This is a genomic window from Streptomonospora salina, from assembly GCF_014204715.1.
Classification (GTDB): Bacteria; Actinomycetota; Actinomycetes; order Streptosporangiales; family Streptosporangiaceae; genus Streptomonospora; species Streptomonospora salina.
Genome location: NZ_JACHLY010000001.1, coordinates 1,470,620 through 1,490,027, shown reverse-complemented (window position 1 = coordinate 1,490,027; position 19,408 = coordinate 1,470,620). Strand labels below are relative to the sequence as shown.

Here is a 19,408-nt window from a genome sequence, read left to right as displayed (position 1 = left end):
GTGCTCCCCGCTGCCGCCCGGCGCCCTACCACCCCCGACTACCCCGACCGCTGCGGAGGTGACCGGTCCGATGGTGCGCGGTACGCGGTTGCGCCGCCCGGTCCCGCGGGGCCGCACATCCCGGCCGGTCCCGCGACCGCCGGTCGCCGCCGCACGGGTGCACCGCGCGCACATCCCTCGACCGCACGGGAGCGGGGCCGGGTCTGCGGGCCGGTCCGGCCGGTGCGTGCGGCGGCTCCAGCCGCGCGCCCGGAACCGGGGCGACCACGCCGGGCCACGCGTACGTACCCCCAGAGCCGGGCCGATGCACAAGGTGGACCCATGAACGACGCCACACAGCAGCTGGTCGACGAGAAGCAGACGGAGCGGCTGGTCCGCAGGTTCGGCACCGGCGCCGTCGACTGGCTGGCCGGCCTGCCCGCACGGGTCGACGAACTGGCACGGCGGTGGGGCCTCACCGTCGAGCGGTCCGCGCCGCACGTACGCACGTCGGTGGTGCTGTTCTGCCGCACGGCCGGCGGCGCGCGCGGCGTACTCAAGATCTCTCCCGACCCCGGACTGGTCACCCCCGAGGCGCGCCTGCTGCGGTTGTGGCAAGACACCGGCCGGGTACCGGCCGTCTGGGAGGTCGACGCCGAGCACAGCGCCCTGCTGCTGGAGGCCGTCGGCACCGGCCGTACCGTCGCGCTGAGCGGCGAGGTCCCCGACATGGCCGACATCGCCGCGCTCATCGCCGACCTGCAGTCGGCGGACGTCCCGTGCAACGACCTCGGCGAGCTGCACCCGCTCAACAGCCGGATCAACTTCATCTTCGACATGTGGGAGCGCGAGCGCCGGACCGGACCGGCCGCCGAGGTCATCCCGCCGTCGGCGGTGCACCGGGGCCACGCACACGCGCGCGACCTCTCCTACGGCGACAACGACGACAGCGCGGTGCCGCTGCACGGCGACCTGCATCCCGGAAACGTCCTCCTCGGCGGTCCGGAGCGCGGCCTGGTCGCGGTCGACCCCCGGGCCTGCGTCGGCGACAGCGCCGCCGACGCCGTCGAGTGGGCGGTGTGGCGGGCCGAGAGCCTGGAGGAGGTGGAGCGGCGCGCGGCCGTGCTCTCCGCGGGCATCGGCGTCCCCCACGAGCGGCTGATGGCCTGGTGCCGGGCGTTCGCCCCCCTCTTCGCCGTCGCCGCGGCCAACCGCAAGCGCGTCCACACCGCCCACTTCGCGATGCTCGTGGAGCTGGGCGCGAGGTGAAGCGGCGGTAGCCGGTTCAGGAGCCGCGGCCGGGCTCCGCGCCGGCCGGCGACGGGACGACCGTCACCGGGCGGATCCGGGCGCCGCGCCGCGCCTCCGGCGTCATCCTTTCTCGAACCGGTAGCCCATTCCCGCCTCGGTGATGAGGCAGGACGGGTGGGCCGGGTCGGGTTCGAGCTTGCGGCGCAACTGGGCCATGTACACCCGCAGGTAGTTGGTCTCGCTCTGGTAATTGGGGCCCCACACTTCGTGCAGCAGCTGCCGCTGGCTGATCAGCCGCCCGGCGTTGCGGGCCAGCACCTCCAGGATGTGCCACTCGGTGGGCGTCAGCCGCACCTCCTCGTCGCCGCGGGTGACCCGTTTGGCCCCCAGGTCGACCGTGAATGCGGCGGTGGCCACCACCGGGGCCTCCTCCGCCTGCACGGAGCGGCGCTGGGCGGCGCGGATGCGCGCCATCAGCTCGTCCATTCCGAAGGGCTTGGTGACGTAGTCGTCGGCGCCGGCGTCCAGCGAGCGCACCTTCTCGCTGGAGGAGTGGCGCGCCGACAGCACGATGACGGGCACCGACGTCCACGCGCGCAGCCCTTCGATGACCTCGCCGCCCTCCATGTCGGGCAGGCCCAGGTCCAGCAGCACCACGTCCGGCGGGCGCGTGGCCGCCGCCTGCAGCGCCGAGGCGCCGTCGCCGGCGGTGTCGACCTCGTAGCCGCGCGCCCGCATGTTGATCCGCATCGCCCGGATGATCTGCGCGTCGTCGTCGACGACCAGGATCCGCATCGTCACACCTTTTAGTCGTCTTCGGTCGTCCGGGGATCCGTCCGGGGAGTCGCGCCGTCCGGGGAGGAGGCCTCCGGCGCCCCCGGAGCCGGCGCGCCCTCGGCGGCCGCGTCCGCCGCCGGATGCGCCCCGCCGCCGAGTGCGGGGTCGGATGCGGTGGTGTGCAGCATGAACACGAGGGTCAGGCCCCCGCCCGGGGTGTCTTCGGCGGTCAGCGTACCGTCCATCGCCTCGGTGAATCCCCGCGCCACAGCCAGGCCCAGCCCGATGCCGGTGCCCTGCGGCGCGTCGCCGAGCCGTTGGAAGGCCTCGAATATGCGGTCCTTGTGCTCGTCGGGCACCCCGGGCCCGTGGTCGGCCACCCGCAGCTCCACGGTGTCGCCCAGGGCGCTGGCCGACACCCGGATGGGCGGGCGTCCGGGCGGGTTGTGCCGCGCCGCGTTCTGCACCACGTTGGCCACCGCCCGCTCCAGCAGGCCGGCGTCGGCGCGCAACCGCGGCAGGTTGTCGGGTACGTCCACCTCCACGGTGTGCGGCGGGATGCCGATCAGCGTGGCGGGTACGACCTCTTCCAGGCCCACGGCGCGGATCTTGGGCTGGACGGTGTCGGTCTGCAGCCGGCTCATGTCCAGCAGGTTGTCGACCAGGGTGTTGAGCCGGTCGGTGGACTCCTCGATGTTCTCCAGCAGTTCGCCGCGGTCCTGGGCGTCGAGTTCGATGTCGACCGAGCGCAGGCTGGAGACGCTGGCCTTGATCGAGGTCAGCGGTGTGCGCAGGTCGTGGGAGACGGCCGCCAGCAGCGCCGTGCGGATCCGGTTGCGCGCGGCCTGGCGCTTGGCCTCGGCGGCGTCGTGGGCCAGGCGCTGGCGCTCCAGTGCGATGCCGATGTGCGTGGCGAAGGCGCTGAGGATGCGGCGGTCGGCGGCGGGCAGCATGTGGCCGCGCAGCGCCAGCGCCAGGGAGTCGCTGACGGAGACGAGGGCGTCGGCCTGGTCGGGCGACTCGCAGGGGCCCTCGCCGACGCACTCCAGCCGGGTCCACTCGCCGGAGTCGTCCTCCTGGCGCAGCAGCGCGACCGAGTGCTGCCCGAAGGTCTCGCGGATCCGCCGCAGCAGGGCCGGCAGCGGCTCCTGGCCGTCGATGACGCTGCCGGCGAGCAGGCTCAGCGTGCTGGCCTCGGCTTTGGAGCGGCTGGCCTGCAGCGCACGGCGCCGGGACAGGTCCACGACGAACGCCACCAGTACCCCGACCAGGACGAACGCCCCGAGCGCCAGGCGGTCGCCGGGGCCGCCGATGCCCAGGGCGTACAGCGGCGGTGTGAACAGCAGGTCCAGCAGCACGGTGCTCCACACGGCGCACATCAGCGCCGGCCACAGCCCGCCCGCCAAGGCGGCGGCGATGGTGGAGACCAGGAACAGCAGCACGTGGGTGGTCGGCCCCACGCCGTCGGTCGCCGGCAGATGCAGCGCACCCGCCAGCACCGCGGGGCCGAGTACGCCGATGATCCAGCCCCAGACCAGGCGGGCCCGGCTCACACTGGCCGCCAGGGGAGGCAGGAGGCTGCGCCCGCGGCCCACCTCTTCGTGGGTGACGATGTGCACGTCGATGTCGCCGGACTCGCGGGCGACCGTCGCCCCGACACCGGGGCCGAAGATGTACTGCCAGGCGCGCCGCCGCGACGAGCCCAGAACGATCTGGGTGGCGTTGACGCCGCGGGCGAATTCCAGCAGCGCGGTGGGGACGTCGTCGCCGATGACCTGGTGGTAGGTGCCGCCCAGCTCGGCCAGCAGCCGGCGCTGTTCGGTGATGACGTCGGGCAGCGGGTGGGCGAGGTTGTCGCCGGGGACCACGTGCACCGCCATGAGGTGGCTGGGCTGCGGGCGGCCGCCGCGTGAGCGCGCGGCCACACGGGCGGCGCGCCGGATCAGGGTTTCGCCCTCGGGGCCGCCGGTCAGAGCCACCACCACCCGTTCGCGGGCCTCCCAGGTCTGGCGGATCTTGTGCTCGCCGCGGTAGAGGGTCAGGCCCTCGTCGACGCGGTCGGCGACCCACAGCAGCGCGAGCTCGCGCAGGGCGGTGAGGTTGCCTTCGCGGAAGTAGCTGGACAGCGCGGCGTCGACCTTCTCCGCGGGATAGATGTTGCCGTGGGACATCCGCCGCCGCAGCGAGTGCGGCGACATGTCGCACAGCTCGATCTGGTCGGCGCGGCGGACGATCTCGTCGGGGATGGTCTCGTGCTGGCGCACCCCGGTGATCCGCTGGACGACGTCGTTGAGCGATTCGACGTGCTGGATGTTGAGCGTGGTGATGACGTCGACGCCGGCGTTGAGGAGTTCGTCGACGTCCTGCCACCGCTTGGCGTTTCGGGTGCCGGGCGCGTTGGTGTGGGCGAAGTCGTCGACGACGGCCACCTGCGGGGCGCGCCGCAGCAGGTCGTCCGGGTCGAATTCCCCGGGGGAGGAGTCGCCGGCCGGCGGCGGCAGCCGCTCCAGGCCGTCGAGGAGCTCGGCCGTTCGGGGGCGGTCGCGGGTTTCGACCAGCCCCACCACGACGTCGGTGCCGCGGTCGCGGCGCCGGTGCGCTTCGCTCAGCGCGGCGAAGGTCTTGCCTACGCCGGGGGCGGCGCCCAGATAGATGCGCAGTTTGCCACGTGCCACTTCTCCATTGTGCGGCGTCGCCGCCGGTGAGTGAAAAGGCAGTGGCCCCGGGTGGGGCCGGATCGGGTGATCCGCCGCGAGGCCGCCGCCGGGGACCGGCCCCGCCGGTCCGGGCGGAAACCTCGCGGCAGACGGAGCGTTCAGCCCGCCGGAGGGGACCGAACGGTGAAGGGCCGGCCCCCGGCGGCCGTTCAGGCGGTCGGGTCCAGCGTCAGCTTGCCCTGCGTGGCGCGCGAGCGCAGGTCCTCGTGGGCGGCGCGGGCCCGGTCCAGCGGGTAGTCGCCGCCGAGCACGGCGCGCAGCCGCCCGGTGCGCACCAGGTCGAACATCTCGGCCATCGCGCGGCCGACGACGTTGCCCGGCAGCTGGAAGGCGTGCGGCAGCCACATTCCGCTGACCGTCGCCGAATGGCGCATCAGGTTGGGCAGCTGGATCGGCTTGGGAGCCTCGCGGGAGGCCATGCCGTAGAAGGCGAGCCGGCCGAAGGGCGCCAGCGCGTGCAGGCTCTCGTCGGTGACGCGCCCGCCGGTCATGTCCAGCACCGTGTCCACGCGGCGGCCCTCGTTGGCCTCGACGAGGGCGGCGGTCATGTCGTCGGCGCGCGAGTCCACCACCGCGTCGGCGCCCAGTTCCAGGGCCAGTTCGCGCTTGTCCTCGCTGCCGGCGGTGGCGACGACCCGGCCGGCGCCGAAGGCCTTGGCCAGCTGCACCGCCAAGGAGCCCACGCCGCCCGCGCCGGCGTGCACGACCACGGACTCGCCCTCGGCCAGGTGCACGTTGTGCCGCAGCAGCACCCAGGCGGTGGCGCCCTGGATGAGGAGGGCGAGGGCGGTGGAGGCGTCGACACCCTCGGGGATGTCGTAGGCCGTGTGCGGCGAGGCCAGGGCGCGCTCGGCGTAGCCGCCGCTGTCGACCATGGCCACCACGCGGCGCCCGTCCGAGGTGCGTCCGGCGACCTCGCTGCCGGGGACCAGCGGCAGACCGGAGCTGGAGAGGTAGGTGTCCTCGACCCGGTGGGTGTCGGCGTAGTTGACGCCCGCGCGCTCGACCTCGACGAGCAGGTCGCCGGGGCCGGGCTCCGGTTCGGGGAGCTCGGTGAGGTTCAGGACCTCCGGGCCGCCGAACTCGGTGATCTGGATGGCTCGCATAGGGGTGCTGTCTCCCAACGTGGGCTTGCCGGACGGGGCGGCACCGCCGCAGACCGACCGGATGGTATGCATCGAGCCTAAAGGCGTCCGCGGCCGGTGCGGCGTGTCGGGGCGGTCAGCGGCGTGTCGGCTGCCTCACTCCCGGTCCCCGAGCCCGGGGAACCGCGGGGGGCGCTTCTCCAGGTAGCTGCCGATCCCCTCGGCGAAGTCCTCGGAGGCGAACGCGTCGGCCATCATGCCGGCGGCCTCGTCGGCGGCGTCGTCGAGCCCGCTGCTCTGGGCGCGCAGCACCTGGCCCTTGATCGCCGCCATCGAGCGCGGCGAGCACTCCTGTGCCAGCGTTCCCGCATAGGACAGGGCCTCGGCGACGACGTCTGCGCGGGGGAGGCTGAAGTCCACCATCCCCATGCTCCGGGCCTCCGCGCCGAGGACGACACGGGACGACAGCAGCAGGTCCATCGCCCGCCCCTGGCCCACCAGGCGCGGGAGCTGCCAGGCGACCCCGTACTCGGCCACCAGGCCGCGCCGGCTGAAGGACGTGGTGAGCTTGGCGTCGTCGGCGGCGAAGCGCACGTCGCAGAACAGCGCCAGCGCCAGCCCGACACCGGCCGCGGGGCCGTTGAGCGCGGCGACGACCGGAGTGCCCAGCGTGGCGGGCAGGGCCATCGATCGGCCGTCGATCTCCACACGGGTGCCGCTGATCCCGCTGAGCGCCTCCATGTCGGCGCCGGCGCAGAACGCGCGGCCGGCGCCGGTGACGACGATCGCGCGCACCTGCGGGTCGGCGTCGGCCTCGCGCAGCAGCGCGAACAGCCGCTCTCCCATCTGCGGGGTCCAAGCGTTGAGCCGCTCGGGGCGGTTGAGGGTCAGCCGCAGGACGCCGCTGCCGTCGCGTTCGCTGAGCACCGGTGCGTCGTCGGCGGCCCTGTCCTGCGGCGCGGTCGGATGCGTACTGTCGTCGGCCATGGCGGCGGTGTCCCTCCGTGCGGTGTGCGGTGTCCGCCCGCTGCGGTGGATGCGGCGAGGCGGGATCGCGCGGCCGGCGCGCTTCGCCGGTAGGCAGATCCTACGGTCCGGCGCGGTCGAAGTCCGGCGAAGGTCCTGTACTCCCCCAACAGGGGCAAATCAGGTACGTTTCCCTTGGTACTACCGGCCTCGTGAACGAGGAACACGGTGAGGGAGCCGACCCGTGGGAGTTGCGCGCACACGGACCTACACCGACGACACGCGCCTGTTCTGGCAGCAGCTGGGCAAGGTGGCGGCCGGGGGCGTCGCGCTCTTCGCCGTATGCGCACTGTGGGGGATCCGTGACGCGGTCGTATGGAGCAGCGCAGCGGCCGCCGTCACCAGCCTGGCCGTGATGATCCTGCTCGCGTGGCGCACGCGCGCCCCCTGCGGCCGCGCCCCCTACGGCCGCGTGCGCTTCGTCCTCGACGAGTCCGGGCTGCACTACCGGCGCGGTCGGCGCGGACAGTGCGCGGTGACCCGGTGCTACCGGCTCGCCGACATCGCCAGCGTGCAGCTGCGCACGCACACGGGCGTACCGCAGTCGCTGGAGTTCGGGTACGACCGGCACGGTCTGCCCGAGCTGCGCATCGAGACCGTCTGCGGGCGCGCCGACAGCTACCAGGTCCTCGCGCTCGACTTCGAGGGCTGCGAGGAGTTCCGCAGCTTCGTCGCCGACGTGTGCGACACCGCCGGCATGGAGAAGCGCCGGCCGGGATTCTCCGGGCCCGGCGATCCCGTCGACCGCTGGGACAACCCGTCCGCGCTGCGCACGGCGCAGTCCTGACTCCTGCGTTCCCCGGCCGTTCACCCGCCGGCCGTGACGTCCGGGGCGGCGGCCTGCGGATCGAACGCGCCGGCGACCGCCGTCGCATCGTCGTGGCGCTTGCCGCCGGGCACTCCGCGGCGCTCCTCCTCGGTGCGCACCCGGGCGACGAGGGCACCGGGGCCGCCGGACTCCAGGCAGCGCCAGACCTGCGGCCACGGGTGGCCGAAGACGTCCGCGAGCCGCGCACACCCGTCGGTCATCAGCGCGAAGCGCGCCCCCGCGGTGCGCGACACCCCGGTGACCGCCCGGTAGGCCGCCGCGGGCACAGCGCCCGCGACCCAGAAGCCGCCCTCGGCGTTGCGGTGGGCGCGCACCAGCTCGGCGCTGTAGGGGCGGCCGCCGGGCAGGCGATCCACGCGGTCGTCGGTGACCGCGGCGACCTCCCCGTCGGTCTCGGCCAGCAGCACCGTGCAGTCGGCCAGGACCAGGTACTCGACCCGGCGCGGCCCGGGCGGAGTGCCCGGACCGGCCGGCTCGGGGCGGGCCAGGGCCACCGTGGCCGACGGGCTGTCGGGGTTGTCCAGATCGCAGTCCCCGCCGTGCGCGCGGCGGACCGAGCCGATGGCCGCCGCCAGGCAGTCGGCCGGCGGCGCCGGACCGTCGGCGGACAGTTCCGCGGCCAGCGCTGCGGCCAGCCGGTCCACCAGCCACGGGACGCCGTGCCGGCACCCGGTGTCGACCCCCGGCGCCGCGGTCGCCCCGTCGACCACCAGCGCCCACGCGTCGCCGGTGCGCACCCGGTCCTCGTTGGCCGTCCCCAGCCCCTGCTCACTCGCCGCACTCATGCGCACCCGAGCAGCCTACGAGGAACCCGACCGGAGCGTGCCGCACCGCCCCGGGCGCCCGGCGGTCACCCGCCCTGCGCGCTTTCCCGCTCGGGTGCCGCGCGCAGTACGTCCACGACACGCGACCAGCCGTCGGCTCCGTGTCCGCGCTCGACCGCGGTGCGCGCCAGCCCGTGCATGAGCTCGGGGAGCCGGCTGTCCAGTCCCGACTCGCGGCTGGTGTGGACGATGTGGCCGAGCGCGGCCTCTTCCATGGCCAGGTTGTCCCGGTGGCCGGGATGGTGCCCGGCGTCGACATCGGCGGCCAGGCCGTCGAAGGTGGCGGGCAGGATCGCGAGCATCTCTTTGGCCCACGGCGCGAACACCGCGGCGCTCGACCCCTGCGCAGCCGCCATCGCGCTCGCGTGCAGGAACCCGGTCATCCCCGCGAAGAACACGTCGAGCATGCCGGTGTCGAGCAGGGCGGCCGATCCGGGGTCGTCGCCGACGTACTCCGATCGGGGCGCGACCGTCTCCAGGACGGGGCGGCTCCGGTCCAGCAGATCCCGTCCGCCGCTGTACAGGATCAGCGCGTTCCCGGTGCCGATCAGGGGGGTCGGAACCATGATCGCGCCGATGAGCAGGTCGACGCCCTGCGCGTCGGCCCAGGCCCGGGTCGCGCGGGCCTCGTTGGGGGTCGAGGAGGCGAGTACCACCACGGTGCGCCCGGAAAGCGCCCCGTCGGGAAGCGATGCGAGCAGTTCGCGCGTGGCCGCGTGGTCGCGCAGGCACGTGACAACCGTGTGGGCGGCACGGGCCGCCGAGGCGGGGTCGGCGGCCACGTCGGCGCCCTCCGGGGCCAGCGCCTCCGCCTTGGCGCGGGTCCGGTTCCACACCGTGGTGGGCACGCCGCCGGCGAGGAACCCGCGTGCCAGAGCCGAGCCCATCGGGCCCAGCCCGATCACCGAAACGGCCGGGGACTGCGTGTGCGGTGAAGGTGAATTCGTCATACGGAAAGCCTCGGGGCGGTACACCACATGCGACAAGTACCCACTATTTTGTGCGGTACTTACTTTCAGGTCAGTGCAACCCGGGAGCGTGCCCCATGGCCGAATTCCTCTGCGGGCTCGACGCCGCCGTCACCGTCGTCGGCGGCAAGTGGAAGCCCCTCATCCTCTGGGCGCTCAGCGTCGAGCCGCGCCGGACCGGCGAGCTGCGGCGCGAATTGCCGGGTGTCTCCGAGAAGGTGCTCACCCAGCAGCTGCGCGAACTCGAAAACGACGGCGTCGTGCACCGCGAGATCCACCAGGAGGTACCGCCCAGGGTGGTTTACAGCCTCACGGCCGAAGGGGCCCAGCTCGACCGGGCGCTGCGGCCGCTGGGGGAATGGGGGGAGGAGCACATGGACGGCATCCGCGAGGCCCGGCGCTGACACGGTCCGGCGGGGGCCGGTCGCGCGTGCGCGGCCGGCCCCCGCCGGCGCCTCCGCCGCGGCGCCTGTCGGGTACGCGGGTGGCGACAGGGCGGTCCCGCCCGGCGCAGGGTCGTTACCGGCGCAGTGCCGGAGAACGCGGAAACCCCGAGATCGCTTTCAGCCGGACCCGGCGGATCCGGCGGACCGGGCACGTCCGCCCACGCCTGAGCTTCATCCCTTCCGGGCACCCGGCAGGATGCCCTCGGCCTTGAGCGGCTCCGCGACGGACTCGGCCAGCTCCGCGAGGCGCGCGCAGCCCGTGGCCCCGATCGCGGCGTAGGGCGCGACCGACAGGGCGTCGGTGCGCTCCTCCAGAGCGCTGCGCAGGGTGCGGCCGGCGTCGGTCAGCGACAGCGTGCCCTCCTCGTCGACGGAGACCAGGCCGCGCTCGACGGCGCCGCGCACGCCGGCGTCCATGTCCTCCCGGCTCCAGCCGCGGCTCTTGCGCAGGAAGGAGAGCTTGATCGCGCCTGTGGCCGCGTGCGTCACGAGTGCGTCCAGCGGGCTGACCCCGGCGTCGATGAGCGCCGCGATGTGGCCGTCGCCGCGGAACTCCCGCAGCAGGGTGGCGGCGTGCCACAGCACCATGTGCGGATCGCCGGGCCACTCCAGGCCGGCGTGGCCGGCGAACAGCGGCCGGCCGTGCGGGAGGTCGGCGGCCGCCAGCGCCGCCGTGCGGGCCAGCTCGGCGGCCTCCTGCACCGCCTCCGAGGCCACCGCCCCGTCGCCGAGGATACGGCGCAGCGCCTGGTCGACGGCGTCGTTGCGGGCCTCCAGTACCGTCTCGGGCGAGGCCGTCGACCAGGCGCGGGGGATGACCGAGCGCACCGCCGCGGGGTTGAAGTTGTAGAACGTCGCCGCCACCGTTCCGGGGCCGACGGCGCCCATGGCCGCCGATCGCGCGGCGAAGTAGTTCGTCGCGCGATCCTCCAGCCCGATGGCGGAGTAGCGGGCCTGGGCTTCGGGGGCGAAGTACACCAGGATGTGGACGGGCTCCAGAGCCGCCCACGCTGTGCGGGCGTTGTCGGTCGACGGCGCGTCGTGGGGCATCGGCGTACTCCTCGTGGCATCGGTGGGCACGCGTGCGCACGCAGCCGGCCCCGTCGGTTCGCGGGCCGGGGCGGTCGGGGGCGGTCGTCGGGCGCACGGAGAGGGGGCTGTTCGTCGGCTCCCGGCCGCGGTTCCGGCAGCCGCATCGCACCGCAAGGCTAGACACGGATCCGCGTGCGGGTCACCCCGCCCCAGGGGAGCAAACCCCGCCCCCGGCCCCGGTTGACACCGACTGGTCGGTTTGCGTAGGAACGACTACGGGGGCGCGCCGGACGTCGGCCCGCCCGGCAACCGCAGTGGGGAGCGCTCATGGAGGCCTTGGCCACGACCGCGTCCGGTCGCGTCAGCGGTGCCGTCGAAGGCGGGATCAGCGCCTTCCGCGGCATCCCCTACGCGGCGCCGCCGGTGGGGGAGGCGCGGTTCGCGGCGCCCCGCCCGCCCGAGCCGTGGACGGGAGTGCGCGAGGCCGTGGAATACGGTCCGACGGCGCCCCACCCGCCCTACGAGTCCGGCATGGCCGAAGCGCTGCCCGAGCGCAGCATCCCCGGTGACGAGTACCTCAACCTCAACGTGTGGACGCCCGGAACCGGCGAGCGCGGACTGCCGGTCATGGTGTGGATCCACGGCGGCGCGTTCACCAACGGCTCCGGCGCCGAACCCGGCTACGACGCGCGCGCCTTCGCCCGCAGCGGCGTCGTCGCGGTCACCGTCAACTACCGGTTGGGCGCGGAAGGGTTCGCCCTGTTCGACGACGCGCCCGCCAACCGCGGGATACTCGACCAGATCGCCGCACTGGAGTGGGTGCGCGACAACATCGCCGCGTTCGGCGGCGACCCCGACCGGGTCACGATCTTCGGCGAGTCCGCGGGCGCCATGAGCGTCGCCACCCTGATGGCCGTCCCCCGCGCCCGCGCGCTGTTCCGCCGGGCCGTCGCCCAATCCGGCGCCGGACACAACACGCTGCACGCCGAGGACGCCCGGACCGTGGCACGGGTCCTCGCCGAGCGCCTGGGAGCGGGCTCCGCACGCGCCGAACTGGCCGACGTGCCGGTGAAGCGGCTGCAGGAGGAGCAGTCCCGCATCGTCGCCGAGCTGCGCGGCGACGCCGACACCGGGCTCTGGGGCGAGCGGCTGACCGCCTTCGGCGTGCTTCCGTTCTCACCGGTCGTCGACGGCGAGCTGCTCACCGCCCGCCCGATCGACGCGCTGCGCGCGGGAGAAGCCGCCGACAAGGACCTCCTCATCGGAACGACCACCGAGGAGTACCGGCTCTATCTGGCCGTGCCCGGCCTGATCGACCACATCCGCCCCGAGCACGTCGCCGCCCAGGCCGCGGGGCTCGGGCTCTCCGCCGAGGCCGTGGAGGCCTACATCCAGCGTGCCCCGACCCCCGGCGACGCCCTCTCCCGAATCGGCACCGACGCCGTCTTCCGGATGCCCGCCTCGCGCTTGCTGGACGCGCGCGCCGCCTCCGGCGGCAGCGGGCGCACCTACGGCTACGAGTTCGCCTGGCCCTCTCCGCGGCTCGGCGGCCGACTGGGCGCGTGCCACGCCCTGGAGATCCCGTTCGTCTTCGACAACCTGGCCGACGGCGGCAACCTCGCGGGCCCGGACGCACCGCAGCAGATCGCCGACGACATGCACGGCGCCTGGGTCCGCTTCGCCTCCACCGGCGAGCTCGACTGGCCCCGGTGGGATCGGCGGCGGCGCCCCCTCATGCGCTTCGACGCGCCCGAATCGACGGTCGTCGACGACCCGTGCGCCCGAACCCGCCCCCTGTGGGACGGCGTGCTCGACTAGAACCGGGAACCTCGGAACCCCTCCGGGAACAGCGGGGGAGAAGCACTGCGCGGGTCGCGGCGAGCGGGCATGCGGGCTACGCGCGACCGGTCGCGTCGCCGCACGCCGCGGGCCCGCGCGCCGGGGGGCGCACGGGCCCGCGCGGACCGTCCGGTGCCGCACCGCAGGGCCGGTCCCCTCATCCGGGGCCGCCCTTACAGCGGCGGCGCCTCGGTTTCGGCGCTCGCGGGAGCCTCGGCGGACGCGGCGGCTTCACCCGCCGCCTCCTCGGCCCGGCGCTGAGCCGCCTCCACCGTCTCCTCGGCGGAGGCGCGGTCCTGCCAACCGCGGACCTCCGAGCTCTTGCCCGGCTCCAGCCGCTTGTAGATATCGAAGAAGTGCGTGATCTCCTGCAGCTGGAACTCCGGCATGTTGCGCAGGTCGCGGATGTGGTCCTGGCGCGGGTCGCCCACCGGAACGCACAGGATCTTGGCGTCGGGGCCCCGCTCGTCCTGCATCCAGAACACCGCGACGGGGCGCACCCGCACGTAGCAGCCGGGGAAGGAGCGCTTCTCCAGCGGCACGATGGCGTCCAGCGGCTCGCCGTCCTCGGCCAGCGTGTCGGGGATGTAGCCGTAGTCCGCGGGGTACTGCGTCGACGTGAACAGGGTCCGGTCGAGCCGGATGCGGCCCAGCTTGTGGTCCATCTCGTACTTGTTCTGCGACCCCTGCGGGATCTCGACGACCATGTCGAGTTCCATGCGTACCCTCCTCGCGGTGTTTCGGTAGTGGCGCCGAGGCGGCCGACACCGGGATCGGCGCCTCCTCCCCGTGGGCGCCCGGCACGGCCTTTCGCTGCGGCGCTGCCCGCGGAGCGCCCACCGCGCCGGTCACCACGCCGCACGCTACCTGGCCCGCGCGGCAGAGCGCGGACCGCCCTCCCCGGGGTGCGCCGCGTACCGGGCCCGGTCGGCCGCTCCGGTGCCCGCTGGCGGTGCACAGCGACGGGCGGTCCCGCCCGAAACGGCCCCCGGCCCGTGTCAGGCCGGGGCCGAGCGGGAAAGGGAGGGGCGAAGGTCCGCTCGGCCCCGCGATCCCGCGGGAGCCCGACTACGTAGGGACCGACCGGCCACGCACGGCGGCGGGTTTCCACACGCCGCCGCAGCACCGGCTTCAATACCGGCCCGAGGACGCCGAAGCTCGCGCCTGTCTCCGTCCCCGATTCCGTTCGGGTACCCGGGGCGCCGGACGCGCTCCCGCTGCGGGCACCGGGGCCGGGCCGCGATCCTGCATCGAGACCCGGCACCACTTCCGTCCCCGGCCTTCGAGAGCTCGGGGAGCGACCATGGACCCGAAACTCCTCGCCGCCGTTGCGATGTCCGCGGCGCTGATCGGGGTGCCCGCCTGTTCAGCGGGGGACGACGCGGCCAGGCCCGCGGCCGGTTCGCCGTCGGCGGTCGAGTCGGAGCGCGGCGGGTCGGATCCGGCGCCTGCGGAGTCGGCGCCTCCGGAAGCCGGTCCCCAGTCCGGTGGGGAGCCTGGGCCCCGGGGGCGGGCCGCGCCGAGCGAGGAGGGGGCACCGCCCGGATCCGCTCCGCCGCTGGACGCCTTCGCCGGGCTCTCCGGAAACGACGGAGTCTTCGCCATGCACGTCGACGAAGCTTATGTGGACGACGACGGCGTGATCACCGACGGTGCGGGAACCACCGACCGGGCCGCCGAGGGCAGCGAGTACGTGGTCGTCAACGTCCGGATCACCAACGAGTCCTCGGCCCCGGCCTACTTCGACTGGGGCGGCTCCTACGCCTACGACGCCGACGGGAACCAGTACGCCGACGACGCCGACGCGGCGTGGGCCGCATGCGACACGTACTGCAGCGACGATCTGAATCCCGGCGGTTCCGCGGAAACCGACGTGGTCTTCGAGATGCCGGAGGGCACGGGCATCGTCTCGCTGGAACTGCGCTCGGCCCCCTACGGATCCGGCGGAGCGGCGATCATCGAACCGTAGGACGCGGCGCAACGGGTACGTGCGGTCGGGACGCGCGAGGGCCGGCCCGGCTTCGCCCGCCGCCCCGCCGGGCGGTGCGCTGGTCTAGGGTCGGGTACGGGCCCGCCGCTCCCCAGACGCCGTGTGGAGGCGCATCGTGACCGCTTCGAGTCCTCCGGTCCAGCCTGTGGCCGTCCTGCGCCGGTCCGGGACGGGACTGGTCGTCGACCTCGCACCCAGGGCCGGCGGCGGGCTGCCCGAGGTGCTGCGCTGGGGCGCCGACCCCGGGCCGGTGACCCCCGGACTGGCCGAGCACCTGCGCACCACCTCCGTGCCCGCGGTGCCCGGCAGCGCCCCCGACACTCCGCGCGGGTTCACGGTGCTGCCCACCGAAGCCGACGCCTGGGCCGGAACCCCGGGGCTGGGCGGCCACCGCGCGGGCGCGGCCACCGCACCGGATCCGACCCGTCCGCCGACACCCTCGTCCTGGACCTGCACGATCCCCGCACCGGCCTCGCGGTGGAGATGCGCTACCGCCTCGACGACTGCGGGGTGCTGCGGGCCACCGCCACCGCCGCGGCCGACCTCGCACCGGCCGGCGCGGACTCCCCCACCCCCGAACGCCCCGGCGAGCCCTACGACCTCGCCGGACTGCGCGTACTGCTCCCGCTGCCGGCCCGCGCCGACGAGGTCCTCGACCTCACCGGCCGGTGGGTGCGCGAGCGCAGCCCGCAGCGCCGCGACATGGCCGACGGCACGGTGCTGCGGCGCGCCCTGCGCGGCCGCCCCGGCCACGACAGCCCGCTGCTGATGGCCGCCGGAACCCGCGGATTCGGGTTCGGCACGGGCGAAGTCTGGGCCGTGCACGTCGCGTGGAGCGGGGACCAGGAGTACCTCGTCGAGCGGCTGCCCGAGGGCGCCGGCGCCCACGCGGCCGTCCTGGGAGGCGGTCTACTTCGACCACGACCTGGACCGGCTGCGCGCACTGGCCGACCGCGCCGCCGCGGTGGGGGTGGAGCGCTTCGTGCTCGACGACGGCTGGTTCCGGGGGCGGCGCAGCGACCGCAGCGGCCTGGGCGACTGGAGCGTCGACCCCGACACCTGGCCGCAGGGCCTGGACCCGATCGTGGAGCATGTGCAGGCGCTGGGCATGGACTTCGGTCTGTGGGTGGAGCCGGAGATGGCCAACCTCGACTCCGACCTCGTCCGCAGCGGCCCCGACCGGCTGCTGCACCCCGCGGGCGGGTCCGGCCGCTCGTGGCGCCACCAGTACGTGCTGAACATCGCCCGCCCCGACACCTGGCAGCACGTCCGCGACCGGCTCGACGCGCTGCTGCAGCGCTATCCCGTCCGGTACGTGAAGTGGGACCACAACCGTGACCTGTACGAAGGCGTGCACCCGGTCGGGGCGGAACCGAGGGAGCGGGCGGCCCGCAGGAGGGTCCCGGGCGGGTCCCCGGCGTGCACCGCCAGACCCGCGCCCTCTACGCCCTGCTGGACTCGCTGCGCGAGCGCCACCCCCGCGTGGAGTTCGAATCGTGCGCGAGCGCGGATCTGGCCACGCTGACCGCGTGGTCCGGCCTGGTCCGCGAGTTCCGGCCGCTGCTGCACACCGGCCGTACCGTACGCAGCGACGACACCGACCCCGGCGCCCTGCTGCACGGTGTGGTCTCGCAGACGGGCGAGCGCGCCCTCTACTGCTTCGCGCGCCTGGAGACGGCGCCCGCCGAGCAGCCCGGCCGCACCGCCCTGCCCGGCCTCGACCCGCAGCGGCACTACACCCTGCACCACCGAACCGAACTGGGCGACCCCGCCGGAGGCCACGCGGGCGCGCCCGCGTGGCTGCACGCCGACACCCCCGCCCCGGTGCTGACCGGAGCGGCCCTGCGGTACCTCGGTGTGCCGATGCCCCGGCTCTTCCCGGCCCAAGCGGTGCTGATCGAAGCCGTCGCCGAAGAGTAGGTGCACCTACGCGCCCGTCGGGGCCGCGCGGGCCGGGCGGCCCTCAAACCGCCTTGGACAGCGGACTCTTCAGCCCCGGCGACCATTCCGCGGCCGTCGCCGCCGCGCTGCCGGCGGCCTCGGCGACGTCGTTCGCGGCGGGTTCGGGCGGCTCGGCGTCGGCCGAGTAGGCGAGCTCGTCGAGGTCGCCGACGACGCGGATCCCGGATTCGCGCAGATCTTCGATGTCGGCGCGGCTCCAGGACTCCACCGACGCGCGGAACGGTGCGGGGATGCCCAGCCGCGGTCCGCGCTCGGAGCGCTGGGCGAAGCCCTCGATGATCCGGGCGCGGAGCCGCCGGGCGTCGTCCGGCGACCACTCCGCCCCGGAGAGGTTGGAGTTGAGCGTACGCAGCACTTCGGCCTCGGGGGCGGTGATCCCGCTGTGCACGGTCGTGGCGTCGTCGGGGGCGGGGACCGCCGAGGTGTCGCCGAGTTCGACCGCCTCCAGGAACCGGTGCCACAGCCGGTCGGCGGGCGATCCGGGATTGCTGATGACCGTCACCTTGTCCGTGCCCACGATCGAGGCCCATCGCCGAGCGAGGCGCCCCAGCGCGAACGCGCGCCACAGGTGGGTGGAGTGGTCCTCCTCCAGCGGATCCCAGCCCGCGTCGCGCTGGCGCGACAGTTGGCGCAGGTAGGAATGGAAGCTGCTGGACTTGCCGTTGCGGATGTGCTGCTGCCACACCGACGGCAGCAGTTTGCCCAGCCCGCGCGCGGTGATGAACACCCGCGTGTCGGCGGCGCCCAGCGCGTCGACGGTCGTGCGGGCGGCCTCGGCGCGCACCACTGACAGCGCCTCGGCGGAGACGATCGCGGTGCCCTCCCACGACCGCACCTGCTTCTGCAGGTTCTCCCACCACGCGCGCTCCTTGGCGGAGCGCTCCTCGCTCACCCAGGAGTACTCGCCGCCCAGCAGCGCGTAGGTGGCGGTCTCGTGGTAGTTGACCCGCGTGGCGCCCGCTCGCCGCCGCGGCGGAACCGGATAGAGCGCGCCGAGCGCGGCGAGCTCCTGTGTGCGGTCCTGCATCATCTGCTGCAGATAGGTCGTTCCGGATTTCTGCACTCCGATGTGCAAGACAAGCCGCTCTGCCACCGATTACTCCACTCCCTAGGCACTGCGCGCAGAAGGTACCGGCGGCGGATGAGCAGGGGGCCAACCCCGAGCGAACATCGGGAGTCGAGCGGGCGCGCCGCGGCGTCCTGCGCAGCCGTTCCGGTGCCGGACACCGCCGTGCTGCGGCCGGTCCGGTCGGTGGAACGGTACCGGAACGCCCGCGCGATAGGAATGCACGCGGCGGCGGGCGGGTGCCGCCCGCCCCGAGCCGCGCCCGCCCGAAACGGCCGCTCTGTGGATGCGGGCGCCGAATGTCGCAGGGGGGATCTATCGTCGGCCGTGCCCCCGTGACGCGGGGGTGAGGCGAGCGGACGCCAGACACGGGGGCGGGTCCGGGTGGGAACCGGACCGGTCCCCGCTCGCCGGGCCCTGCCGGCGGCCGGAACGGACGCCGGCAGGGCGCCGTTTCCGCCGCCGTCGCGCCCGGTTGCGGGAGCCGTCGTGCGTCCGTCCGCGCCTGCGACACGCGCACGCCCGCGGCCCAGCCGTTTTGCCGCAGCGCCGGGGCACGAGATGCTGAGCGAATGACCGCCACAACCATGCGCGCAATGTCCCAGAAAACCCACGGCGGACCCGACGTGCTCCACGAAGTGGAACTCGACGTCCCCCGGCCCGGCCCCTCGCAGATCCTGGTGCGGGTCCACGCGGCCGGACTCAACCCCACCGACTGGAAGCACCGGGCCGACCGCCTGTTCCTCGGCGACCCGCCCTATGTCCTGGGGTGGGACGTCTCCGGCGTGGTGGAGGCCGTCGGTATCGGGGTGACCGTCTTCGAGCCCGGAGACGAAGTCTTCGGCATGCTGCCCTACCCCCACGGGGCGGGCTCCTTCGCCGAGTACGTCACCGGCCCCGCGCGCTCCTTCGCCCACAAGCCCGACGGGCTGACCCATGTCGAGGCCGGCGCCATGCCGCTGGCGGCGCTGACCGCCCTGCAGGCCCTGATCGACACCGCCCACCTGGAGGAGGGCCAGAGCGTGCTCGTCCACGCGGCCGCCGGCGGCGTCGGCCACTTCGCGACGCAGATCGCCGCGGCCCTGGGCACCCGCGTCTTCGGCACCGCCAGCTCCGGCAAGCACGACTTCCTGCGCGGGGTCGGCGTCGACGAGCCCGTCGACTACCGCGAGACCGACTTCACCGAGGCGGTCGGCGAGGTCGACGCCGTGCTCGACACCATCGGCGGCGACACCGCCTTCGGCTCGCTGCGTGTGCTGCGCAGCGGCGGAACGATGGTGACGATCCTGCCGATCCCGCCGGAAGGCCTCCTCGACGAGGCCGAGAAGCGCGGTGTGCGCGCCGCGCCCATGCTGGTGGAGTCCGACCACGCCGGGATGACGGCCGTGGCCGATCTCGCGGAGTCGGGACGGCTGCGGCCGCACGTCAGCGAGGTCTTTCCGCTGGACCGCCTGGCCGACGCGCACCGCGCCGGGGAGACGGGCCGCACCACCGGAAAGCTGGTGATCGACGTGGCCGGCGAGGCCTGATCCGCGCGGCCGCCGTACCCGTGCGGTGCGGCGGCCGCGGGCGGGTGCGGGCCGCCCGCACCGGTCGTTCCGGGCCCGGCCGCCGCGG

General features: G+C 74.5%; 17 protein-coding genes and 1 pseudogene. 9 read left to right on the top strand and 9 right to left on the bottom strand.

Annotated features, from left to right (window positions below; all coding sequences use genetic code 11):
- Positions 1–321: 321 nt before the first annotated feature.
- Positions 322–1,248 carry an aminoglycoside phosphotransferase family protein gene (locus HNR25_RS06640; RefSeq protein ID WP_184633832.1) on the top strand — a complete coding sequence of 309 codons (927 nt, stop codon included), beginning with the start codon at positions 322–324 and terminating at the stop codon, positions 1,246–1,248.
- 102 nt (positions 1,249–1,350) lie between these two features.
- Here HNR25_RS06640 and HNR25_RS06635 read toward each other — a convergent pair whose 3' ends face one another.
- The 4 genes from HNR25_RS06635 to HNR25_RS06620 all read right to left on the bottom strand — a co-directional run bounded on the left by HNR25_RS06635 (position 1,351) and on the right by HNR25_RS06620 (position 6,796).
- Positions 1,351–2,025 carry a response regulator gene (locus tag HNR25_RS06635; protein WP_221457448.1) on the bottom strand — a complete coding sequence of 225 codons (675 nt, stop codon included), beginning with the start codon at positions 2,023–2,025 and terminating at the stop codon, positions 1,351–1,353.
- Positions 2,026–2,036: 11 nt separating this feature from the next.
- Positions 2,037–4,682: an ATP-binding protein gene (locus HNR25_RS06630; RefSeq protein ID WP_184633830.1), complete on the bottom strand. Its 2,646-nt coding sequence runs from the start codon at positions 4,680–4,682 to the stop codon at positions 2,037–2,039.
- 191 nt (positions 4,683–4,873) lie between these two features.
- A complete protein-coding gene (locus HNR25_RS06625; RefSeq protein ID WP_184633829.1) occupies positions 4,874–5,830 on the bottom strand; it encodes a quinone oxidoreductase family protein in 957 nt (318 codons plus the stop codon).
- A gap of 135 nt (positions 5,831–5,965) precedes the next feature.
- Complete coding sequence (locus HNR25_RS06620; RefSeq protein ID WP_184633828.1) at positions 5,966–6,796, bottom strand: enoyl-CoA hydratase-related protein; 831 nt, start codon at positions 6,794–6,796, stop codon at positions 5,966–5,968.
- Positions 6,797–7,019: 223 nt separating this feature from the next.
- Between HNR25_RS06620 and HNR25_RS06615 the strand changes: the two genes are divergently transcribed.
- Positions 7,020–7,622 carry a hypothetical protein gene (locus HNR25_RS06615; protein ID WP_184633827.1) on the top strand — a complete coding sequence of 201 codons (603 nt, stop codon included), beginning with the start codon at positions 7,020–7,022 and terminating at the stop codon, positions 7,620–7,622.
- Between the two features lie 20 nt (positions 7,623–7,642).
- Here HNR25_RS06615 and HNR25_RS06610 read toward each other — a convergent pair whose 3' ends face one another.
- Together HNR25_RS06610 and HNR25_RS06605 are read right to left on the bottom strand one after the other, a co-directional pair.
- The gene (locus HNR25_RS06610) at positions 7,643–8,449 is read right to left on the bottom strand and encodes a protein phosphatase 2C domain-containing protein (RefSeq protein ID WP_221457447.1); all 807 of its coding nucleotides are present in this window, start codon (positions 8,447–8,449) and stop codon (positions 7,643–7,645) included.
- Between the two features lie 65 nt (positions 8,450–8,514).
- On the bottom strand, positions 8,515–9,438 hold the full coding sequence (locus HNR25_RS06605) for an NAD(P)-dependent oxidoreductase (RefSeq protein ID WP_184633825.1): 924 nt from the start codon (positions 9,436–9,438) through the stop codon (positions 8,515–8,517).
- A gap of 95 nt (positions 9,439–9,533) precedes the next feature.
- Here HNR25_RS06605 and HNR25_RS06600 point away from each other — a divergent pair, with 95 nt between their 5' ends.
- Positions 9,534–9,860 (top strand): winged helix-turn-helix transcriptional regulator, encoded by a 327-nt coding sequence (locus HNR25_RS06600; RefSeq protein WP_184633824.1) that lies wholly within the window; start codon positions 9,534–9,536, stop codon positions 9,858–9,860.
- Positions 9,861–10,073: 213 nt separating this feature from the next.
- Here HNR25_RS06600 and HNR25_RS06595 read toward each other — a convergent pair whose 3' ends face one another.
- On the bottom strand, positions 10,074–10,952 hold the full coding sequence (locus HNR25_RS06595; RefSeq protein WP_184633823.1) for an SCO6745 family protein: 879 nt from the start codon (positions 10,950–10,952) through the stop codon (positions 10,074–10,076).
- A gap of 309 nt (positions 10,953–11,261) precedes the next feature.
- On the opposite strand from HNR25_RS06595, the gene HNR25_RS06590 reads away from it, so the two are divergent.
- Positions 11,262–12,752, top strand: a complete 1,491-nt coding sequence (locus tag HNR25_RS06590; protein ID WP_184633822.1) for a carboxylesterase/lipase family protein — start codon at positions 11,262–11,264, stop codon at positions 12,750–12,752.
- 194 nt (positions 12,753–12,946) lie between these two features.
- On the opposite strand, the gene HNR25_RS06585 is transcribed toward HNR25_RS06590, so the two are convergent.
- Positions 12,947–13,492 (bottom strand): inorganic diphosphatase, encoded by a 546-nt coding sequence (locus tag HNR25_RS06585; RefSeq protein WP_184633821.1) that lies wholly within the window; start codon positions 13,490–13,492, stop codon positions 12,947–12,949.
- A gap of 584 nt (positions 13,493–14,076) precedes the next feature.
- Here HNR25_RS06585 and HNR25_RS06580 point away from each other — a divergent pair.
- From HNR25_RS06580 to HNR25_RS26790, 4 genes and pseudogenes are all read left to right on the top strand, one after another.
- Entirely contained in the window at positions 14,077–14,742 is a 666-nt protein-coding gene (locus HNR25_RS06580; RefSeq protein WP_184633820.1) for a DUF4352 domain-containing protein, read from the top strand.
- Positions 14,743–14,865: 123 nt separating this feature from the next.
- Positions 14,866–15,582 (top strand): annotated as a pseudogene (locus HNR25_RS27025) (glycoside hydrolase family 36 N-terminal domain-containing protein); the annotation flags it as partial.
- Positions 15,583–15,688: 106 nt separating this feature from the next.
- The gene (locus HNR25_RS25720) at positions 15,689–16,288 is read left to right on the top strand and encodes an alpha-galactosidase (RefSeq protein ID WP_312862715.1); all 600 of its coding nucleotides are present in this window, start codon (positions 15,689–15,691) and stop codon (positions 16,286–16,288) included.
- Positions 16,246–16,683: a GH36 C-terminal domain-containing protein gene (locus HNR25_RS26790; protein WP_312862714.1), complete on the top strand. Its 438-nt coding sequence runs from the start codon at positions 16,246–16,248 to the stop codon at positions 16,681–16,683. The genes HNR25_RS25720 and HNR25_RS26790 overlap by 43 nt, the downstream gene beginning before the upstream one ends.
- Positions 16,684–16,726: 43 nt before the next feature.
- Here HNR25_RS26790 and HNR25_RS06570 read toward each other — a convergent pair whose 3' ends face one another.
- Positions 16,727–17,818, bottom strand: a complete 1,092-nt coding sequence (locus tag HNR25_RS06570) for a hypothetical protein (RefSeq protein WP_184633819.1) — start codon at positions 17,816–17,818, stop codon at positions 16,727–16,729.
- 560 nt (positions 17,819–18,378) lie between these two features.
- Between HNR25_RS06570 and HNR25_RS06565 the strand changes: the two genes are divergently transcribed.
- Positions 18,379–19,320 (top strand): NADP-dependent oxidoreductase, encoded by a 942-nt coding sequence (locus HNR25_RS06565; RefSeq protein ID WP_184638915.1) that lies wholly within the window; start codon positions 18,379–18,381, stop codon positions 19,318–19,320.
- The last annotated feature ends 88 nt before the right edge of the window (positions 19,321–19,408 follow it).